Here is a 6,850-nt window from a genome sequence, read left to right on the forward strand (position 1 = left end):
GGCCCGGCGCACGAGCGGGGCGCCGGGCCGCCTGATGATCCCGGTGGGCGATACTGGGTTCGAACCAGTGACCTCTTCGGTGTGAACGAAGCGCTCTCCCACTGAGCTAATCGCCCGGGTGCGGAAGAAACATTACCGCATGTCAGGGAGTGACTGTGACCAGCCGACGGGCACCGCGGCGGGAAGCCCGGCGGACGGGGCCCCGCCCCGCCCCGTCAGCTCACCCGCGACTCACTGGTCCTCGATCTTCCACGGCATCACGAGGCCGAACTTCCACAGGTAGAAGCCGCCGATCGCCGCGATGATCACCAGACCGATCGCCGTGAGAACGATGTTGCGGCGCCGCACCTTCGGGTCGAGCGCCCGCTGTGCCGCCTCGGTCACTTTCCGCTTCGTCCAGCGCAGCACCAGCTGGGCCCAGACGAACTCGGTGGCCCAGATCGCCATGCCGCCGAAGATCACGACCCAGCCCGGTCCGGGCAACGGCAGCATGATGATGCCGGCGACGACGACCGCGAGTCCGACGACGAAGACGCCGACCTGCCAGCTCGCGTGCAGCATGCGGCGCGCCTTGACGAAGTCGGGCGCCCGCGAGCCGAGACCCCGCGCGTCGTCCGCTCCGTCCGCCCCGCCCTTCTTCGCCCCGTCCGCCGCCACGGCTACCTCGCCCAGCTCGCTACTCCCCGTGTTCATACGGCCAAACCCTACCGGAGCCGATCGAGTCACCGGAATGGCCGCACCTCGACCGCGATTCATGGGCCAGAAGAGGTACGTAAAGGCACGCAAAACACTCAGAGGGGTTTACAACGGCACCGTAGGTGGCATGTCGATTTCGCCGACGTGCGAATCCCCGAGCGCACACTGAGCGAAAGGCCCTGGCGCTTATGAACACCACGGTCAGCTGCGAGCTGCACCTGCGCCTCGTTGTGTCGAGCGAGTCCTCCCTGCCTGTCCCCGCAGGCCTGCGGTACGACACGGCCGACCCCTACGCCGTGCACGCCACCTTCCACACCGGAGCCGAGGAGACCGTCGAGTGGGTGTTCGCCCGCGACCTCCTCGCCGAGGGGCTGCACCGCCCCACCGGTACCGGCGACGTCCGCGTCTGGCCGTCGCGCAGCCACGGTCAGGGCGTCGTGTGCATCGCCCTGAGCTCTCCGGAGGGCGAGGCGCTGCTGGAGGCCCCGGCGCGGGCCCTGGAGTCCTTCCTGAAGCGCACCGACGCCGCCGTGCCGCCCGGCACGGAACACCGGCACTTCGACCTCGATCAGGAGCTCTCGCACATCCTGGCGGAGAGCTAGGGCGAGACCCCGCCATACCGCCCGCGCCGTCGACTCGGGGTGACGGACCGGGCCGGGACAACCGCATAACGGCACACACACCGGCGTCGCCGCCGCGGTCCGCCGCGGGGCGGCGCCGGTGTGCTCCGGCGCCCCTCGCCGCCCCCGCCACGGCCCGCTCCCCCGCTTCCGGGAACCGGGGCCGGTACGCCGGACGCGGATGCCACTACCATCGGCCAGCATCGGCGGGCGCCCGCCCGTGTCCAGGCCAGGGAGCGAAACGTGCTGATCACCCACGACACCCGGTGCGCCCTCGACACCGTGGTGGATCTGGTGAACACCGCACCGGAGGACGAGTCGACGGCGGACGGGCTGCCGGACGTCGCCGCCCTCACCGATTTCGTACGCAACCACGAGATCAGTGACGTCGGAGCGCTCTCGGAGTTCGATCTCTCCGCGGTGCGCAAGGTCCGCGGCCGGTTCGCGTCCGTCTTCGCCGCTCCCGAGGTGCGGGGAGCCGCGAACGTGATCAACGAGCTGGTCGCCGCCGCGGGCACCACCCCCCGCCTCACCGACCACGACGGCTACGACTGGCACGTGCACTACTTCGCCCCCGGTGCCTCCGTCGCCGACCACCTGGCGGCCGACTGCGGGATGGCGCTGGCGTTCTTCGTGGTCGCCGGGGAGCAGGAGCGGCTGCGGCGCTGTGAGGCGCCCGACTGCCGGCGTGCCTTCGTCGACCTCTCGCGCAACCGCTCGCGGCGCTACTGCGACAGCCGCACCTGCGGCAACCGGCTGCACGTCGCCGCGTACCGGGCCCGGCGCAAGGAGGCCGCGGGCTGAGACGCCGGGCTGAGACGCCGGGCCGATGATGTCCGACGCGTCCCCGGCGGGTGGCGCCGGGGAACGCGGGTACGGCTCAAAGCAACAGCAGGTCGTGCAGCGAAGCCATGAGCAGCAGACACCCGATCACCGCAAGGAAGATCATCAGCGGTGGCTGGGAAAGGGCGAAGAGGCAGCCGCGGGGCTCTTGCGGCCCGGTCGCGGTATCGCTCTCTGTGTTGTCCAGCTGTGTCGTGTCCAGCATCTCTCGGGCGATGATGACGCAGTTCACGCCCGTGCGCGATCAACACGCCAGCAAGCCATCCGAGTTCGCCGTTATCCACGACCTTCGGGCCGAGTTGTGATCACTTTCGTCAGATGCCGTGCTTCTTCAGGATCGCCTCGATGTCGCTGAAGTCGTCCTCCGCGCGGGGCTTGCCGGCGGGGCGGGCCGCCGCCGGGCGCGGGGCCGGGGCACCGGCACCCAGCGAGGGCGCCGAGGCGTCCGGGGCCACGGCGCTCCGCCGGGCCTCGGCACGGGCCGCCCTGCGCTCCTTACGGGTGCCGCCGCGGCGGCGCTCGACGGTGCGCGTGACCATGAACAGCAGCCAGGCCACACCCAGCAGCGCGAAGCCCGCCCAGGCCGTCGGGCTGAAGGCGGTGTCGGCGATCCACTCGACGACGCCGGTCATCACCAGGGCGACCGGTATCAGCGCGTACGCGGCCGTGCGGACCGCGGCCAGGAAGCGCCTGCGGTACGCGGTGACCGCCGCGATGCCCAGGCCGGCCGCGGACACGGCGGAACAGACGGTCTCGGCAATCATCCGGTCCTCCAGGCTGGGCCGCACCGGTCGGGCGGCGTGGGCTTTCGTCCCTTCCATCCTGCACCGTCCCCACCCTGTGCGGCCATGCTCCGGCCCGACATCAGGGACATCTCCGGGTCGGCTCGGGGTCGGCTCCTCCTCAGGTACGGGTGCGGGACGCGGGCCTGGGAGACTGGTCACATGAGTGACTCCTCCCCCGCCCGTCCCGCCGCGCCCGTCCTCGACGTCTGGTGCGAGCTGCAGTGCCCGGACTGCCGGACCGCCCTCGACGACGTCCGCGCGCTGCGCGCCCGCTACGGCGACCGGCTTCAGGTGCGGCTGCGGCACTTCCCGCTGGCCAAGCACAAGCACGCCTTCGCCGCGGCGCAGGCCGCCGAGGAGGCCGTCGCGCAGGGCACGGACTGGCCGTACGCCGAGGCGGTGCTCGGCCGGCTCGACGAGCTGGACCGGCGGGGCGAGGCGCTCCTGATCGACGTGGCGCGGGAACTGGGGCTGGACGCGGAGGAGTTCGACACCGCGCTGATCGACGGCCGGCACATCCTGATCGTCGACGCCGACGAGGCCGAGGGCAAGGCGATCGGCGTCACCGGCACCCCGACGTACGTCATCGGCGGTGAGCGGCTCGACGGCGGCAAGAGCCAGGAGGGACTGCGGACGCGGATCGAGGAGATCGCCGACCGGCTGCTGGCCGAGCCGCAGGACTGACCGCGTCCCCTACAGCAGCGCCTTGTGGAACCCGTGCCGCGTCGTCCGGTAGCCGAGCGACGCGTAGAGCCGCTCGGCCGGCGTGTTGCCGGCGAAGACGTTGAGGCCGATGAGACGCCGGCCGGCGGCGACGGCCTGGCTCTCCGCGAGGCGCATCAGGGTGCGCCCGTGGCCCCGGCCCCGGTGGTCCGCCTCGACCTCGACGTCGAAGACGAACGCCTCGTCCTCCCGGAGCGCCAGCCACAGGAGGCCGACCCGTTCGCCGTCGTGCTCGACCACGCTGATCAGCGTGGACTCGGTGTCGAGTCCCCGCGGGAGGAGGATCTCGTGGTCGCGCCGGGCCTTGGCGCGGGCCACGTCCGCGGGGATGCCCCGCTCGGCCCAGGTCCGCGCGTACTCCTCGCGGGCGCGCGGCTCCCAGACGTCGAACTCGTCCCGGGTCATGGGCCGGGCCCGGCTGCCCGCGGGCAGCGGCGGCGGGGTGTCGCCGAGCCGCTTGCGCATGCCGCGGTTGACGGGGACGTAGCCGAGAACCTCGACGAGCCGCAGGGCGGCCTCGGCGTCCGCGGGGACCGTCGTGGAGATCTGCCGGCAGCCCCAGCCGCGGGCGACCTCCTCGGCGGCGAGGGCGGCGACCGTGGCCCGGCCGCGCCGGCGGTCGCCCTCGTCGACGCGCAGGTCACGGACGACGGCCACCGCGTCGCCGAAGGCGGCGGAGGTACCGAGGCGCAGGACGCCGACGGGCCGGCTGTTCACACACACCTGGTAACGGCGCGAACGCGTACCGTCGGCCGCGCGCTGGAGCGGCTCGGTCGGCCGCAGGGTCGTGGTCATCAAGGTGGTTCTACCCACCGGGAGCCGCCGACGCAGCCGATTATCGGGTCCGTCGGGGATTCGGCACCCCGGTCAGGGGTCGAGGCCGGGGGGCGAGGTCAGGGGTCGAGGTCGTCCGCCGCCCGCTCCGTGAAGACGCGCAGGGCCTTGGCGGTCACCGGGCCCGGCGCGCCCGGAAGTTCCCGGCCGTCGACCCGGTGCACGGCCTGGACGTCGCGGAGCGTGGAGGTCAGGAAGATCTCGTCGGCCCGCTCCAGGACGTCCAGCGGGAGGTCCGTCTCCCGGGCGCCGGTCCATTCGACGGTCAGCGCCCGGGTGATGCCCGGCAGACAGCCGGAGGCGACCGGCGGGGTGTGGATCTCGCCGTCGAGGACGACGAAGACGTTGGACCCGGTGCCCTCGCACAGCCGGTCCGCCGTGTTGCCGAACAGCGCCTCGGTGGCGCCGTGTTCGCGGGCACGGGCGAGGGCGACGACGTTCTCGGCGTACGAGGTGGTCTTCAGGCCCGTGAGCGCGCCGCGCTCGTTGCGGGTCCACGGGACGGTGATCACGGCGGTGGTGTCGGGGCGCCGGGCCGTCGGGCCGAGGGCGACCATCAGCGTCGGTCCGTGCGCGCCGCGGTCGGAGCCGAGCGGCCCGTGGCCCCCGGTACAGGTGATCCGCAGGCGGCCCAGGGGCATCGGGTTCGCCGCCAGGACGGCCGCGCAGGCGCGGCGCACCTCGTCGGGGTCGGGTTCCGGCAGGCCGAGGCCGCGGGCCGAGCGGGCCAGCCGGTCCAGGTGGCGGGTCAGGGCGAAGGGCCGGCCGTCCACCGCCTTCAGCGTCTCGAAGATGCCGTCGCCCACGGTCAGGCCGTGGTCGAAGGCGGAGACCCGCGCGGTCTCGGCGTCCCGCAGCCCGCCGTCCAGCCAGATCCTCACGACCCTGCTCCCTCCTCGATCGCCCGGTACGACCCCGACGCTACCGCGAGCAGCCTGGACGCCTTCAGCTCCGTCTCCCGCCACTCCCGCTCCGGGTCCGAGCCCCAGGTGATCCCGGCGCCGGTGCCGAACTTCAGCAGCCCTTCGGCCCGGTCGATCCAGAAGGTGCGGATGCCGACGGCCAGCTCGCCGGTACCGCGGTCGGCGTCGACCCAGCCGATGCCGCCGCAGTACGGGCCACGGCCTGCCGGTTCCAGCGCGTCGATGATCCTGAGGGCGCTCGACTTGGGGGCGCCGGTGACGGAGCCGGGCGGGAAGGCCGCGGCGAACAGGTCCGGCCAGCCGGCCCCCGCCCGCAGCTCGCCCCGCACGGTCGAGACGAGGTGGACCAGGCCCGGGTGCTTCTCCACCGCGCAGAGGTCGGGGACGGTGACGCTGCCGGTCTCGCAGACGCGCCCGATGTCGTTGCGGACCAGGTCCACGATCATCACGTTCTCGGCGTGGTCCTTCTCCAGGAGGTCCGCCTCGGTGCGTCCGGTGCCCTTGATCGGCCCCGACTCCACGGTCCGCCCGGCGCGGCGCAGGAACAGCTCCGGGGAGGCGCCGGCGATCTCGACACCGTGCCGGGGCAGCCTGATCGTCCCGGCGTACGGCGCCGGGTTGCCGCGGGCGAGCAGGGAGGTGAGGGCGTCCACGTCGGCGCCGGGCGGGACGGGCGCGGACAGTATCCGGCAGAGGTTGGCCTGGTAGACCTCGCCGGCCTCGATGTGGGCGCGTATCCGGCGTACGGCCGCCGTGTACGCGCCGTGGTCGAGGGAGGTCTCCCAGTCGCCGACGGCCGGGCCCCGCCACCGTCCCGGCCGGGGGGCGGGGACCGGCGCGCTGCGGACGTCCGCGAAGCGGGCGCAGGTCAGACGCCCCTCGAACTCCGCGCAGACGGCCCAGAACCCGGCCGATTCGAGGGCCGCGGGATCGGAGGTGACATCGAGCAGACCCGTGGCGAGACGGTCGCCGAAGCGGGCGAGGGGTGGGAGATCGGACACGCGGCCGAGTCTAGGCGGGTGGCCGCGAGGTGGCCCGAACGTGTCCTTCCGGAGGCCCTGACCAGGTACGGCGTCGGATGCGGCGCAGCACGCTGCGCAAACGCGTTTTTGTGCTGGCCCCGGAATCCGCTAGAGTTCAACACGTCGCCGGGACGCGCAAGCGGGCCGGAAACGACAAGCGGACGTAGCTCAGTTGGTAGAGCGCAACCTTGCCAAGGTTGAGGTCGCCAGTTCGAACCTGGTCGTCCGCTCGCAGGAAACGCGGGGATCTTCCCGGACCCCGTACTCCTGGTGGAGTGGCCGAGAGGCGAGGCAACGGCCTGCAAAGCCGTCTACACGGGTTCAAATCCCGTCTCCACCTCCAAGGACGATTAGCTCAGCGGGAGAGCGCTTCCCTGACACGGAAGAGGTCACTGGTTCAATCC

General features: G+C 72.7%; 9 protein-coding genes and 3 tRNA genes. 5 read left to right on the forward strand and 7 right to left on the reverse strand.

The features are described from left to right. Positions 1-44: 44 nt before the first annotated feature. Together UW392_RS25600 and UW392_RS25605 are read right to left on the reverse strand one after the other, a co-directional pair. Positions 45-116, reverse strand: a tRNA-Val gene (locus tag UW392_RS25600). 115 nt (positions 117-231) lie between these two features. Then, positions 232-693, reverse strand: a complete 462-nt coding sequence (locus UW392_RS25605; RefSeq protein WP_320777477.1) for a TIGR02611 family protein — start codon at positions 691-693, stop codon at positions 232-234. A gap of 191 nt (positions 694-884) precedes the next feature. On the opposite strand from UW392_RS25605, the gene UW392_RS25610 reads away from it, so the two are divergent. Both UW392_RS25610 and UW392_RS25615 read left to right on the forward strand, forming a co-directional pair. After that, on the forward strand, positions 885-1,298 hold the full coding sequence (locus UW392_RS25610) for an SsgA family sporulation/cell division regulator (RefSeq protein WP_004002642.1): 414 nt from the start codon (positions 885-887) through the stop codon (positions 1,296-1,298). A 261-nt stretch (positions 1,299-1,559) separates the two neighbouring features. Next, positions 1,560-2,120: a CGNR zinc finger domain-containing protein gene (locus tag UW392_RS25615; RefSeq protein ID WP_320777478.1), complete on the forward strand. Its 561-nt coding sequence runs from the start codon at positions 1,560-1,562 to the stop codon at positions 2,118-2,120. A 76-nt stretch (positions 2,121-2,196) separates the two neighbouring features. On the opposite strand, the gene UW392_RS25620 is transcribed toward UW392_RS25615, so the two are convergent. Both UW392_RS25620 and UW392_RS25625 read right to left on the reverse strand, forming a co-directional pair. Continuing rightward, on the reverse strand, positions 2,197-2,364 hold the full coding sequence (locus tag UW392_RS25620; RefSeq protein ID WP_320777479.1) for a hypothetical protein: 168 nt from the start codon (positions 2,362-2,364) through the stop codon (positions 2,197-2,199). 109 nt (positions 2,365-2,473) lie between these two features. After that, positions 2,474-2,923: a hypothetical protein gene (locus UW392_RS25625; protein WP_320777480.1), complete on the reverse strand. Its 450-nt coding sequence runs from the start codon at positions 2,921-2,923 to the stop codon at positions 2,474-2,476. A 180-nt stretch (positions 2,924-3,103) separates the two neighbouring features. On the opposite strand from UW392_RS25625, the gene UW392_RS25630 reads away from it, so the two are divergent. Then, on the forward strand, positions 3,104-3,628 hold the full coding sequence (locus UW392_RS25630; RefSeq protein WP_320777481.1) for a DsbA family protein: 525 nt from the start codon (positions 3,104-3,106) through the stop codon (positions 3,626-3,628). A gap of 9 nt (positions 3,629-3,637) precedes the next feature. Here UW392_RS25630 and UW392_RS25635 read toward each other — a convergent pair whose 3' ends face one another. From UW392_RS25635 to UW392_RS25645, 3 genes are all read right to left on the reverse strand, one after another. Continuing rightward, positions 3,638-4,462 carry a GNAT family N-acetyltransferase gene (locus UW392_RS25635; protein WP_320777482.1) on the reverse strand — a complete coding sequence of 275 codons (825 nt, stop codon included), beginning with the start codon at positions 4,460-4,462 and terminating at the stop codon, positions 3,638-3,640. 98 nt (positions 4,463-4,560) lie between these two features. Next, positions 4,561-5,382: an aminodeoxychorismate lyase gene (locus tag UW392_RS25640; protein WP_320777483.1), complete on the reverse strand. Its 822-nt coding sequence runs from the start codon at positions 5,380-5,382 to the stop codon at positions 4,561-4,563. Further along, positions 5,379-6,425, reverse strand: coding sequence for a chorismate-binding protein (locus UW392_RS25645; RefSeq protein ID WP_320777484.1), 1,047 nt, complete (start codon positions 6,423-6,425; stop codon positions 5,379-5,381). The genes UW392_RS25640 and UW392_RS25645 overlap by 4 nt, the downstream gene beginning before the upstream one ends. A 178-nt stretch (positions 6,426-6,603) precedes the next feature. Between UW392_RS25645 and UW392_RS25650 the strand changes: the two genes are divergently transcribed. Further along, positions 6,604-6,676 (forward strand) — tRNA-Gly (locus UW392_RS25650). A 39-nt stretch (positions 6,677-6,715) separates the two neighbouring features. Next, a tRNA-Cys gene (locus UW392_RS25655) sits at positions 6,716-6,789 on the forward strand. Positions 6,790-6,850 lie beyond the last annotated feature (61 nt).

It is taken from the genome of Streptomyces sp. CRN 30, assembly GCF_034105845.1.

What these genes read in the sequence shown, in the direction of transcription:
- UW392_RS25610 (WP_004002642.1), top strand. Translation starts at nt 885, where the DNA reads ATGAACACCACGGTCAGCTGCGAGCTGCACCTGCGCCTCGTTGTGTCG.
- UW392_RS25635 (WP_320777482.1), bottom strand. Translation starts at nt 4,462, where the DNA reads ATGACCACGACCCTGCGGCCGACCGAGCCGCTCCAGCGCGCGGCCGAC.
- UW392_RS25620 (WP_320777479.1), bottom strand. Translation starts at nt 2,364, where the DNA reads ATGCTGGACACGACACAGCTGGACAACACAGAGAGCGATACCGCGACC.
- UW392_RS25605 (WP_320777477.1), bottom strand. Translation starts at nt 693, where the DNA reads ATGAACACGGGGAGTAGCGAGCTGGGCGAGGTAGCCGTGGCGGCGGAC.
- UW392_RS25625 (WP_320777480.1), bottom strand. Translation starts at nt 2,923, where the DNA reads ATGATTGCCGAGACCGTCTGTTCCGCCGTGTCCGCGGCCGGCCTGGGC.
- UW392_RS25630 (WP_320777481.1), top strand. Translation starts at nt 3,104, where the DNA reads ATGAGTGACTCCTCCCCCGCCCGTCCCGCCGCGCCCGTCCTCGACGTC.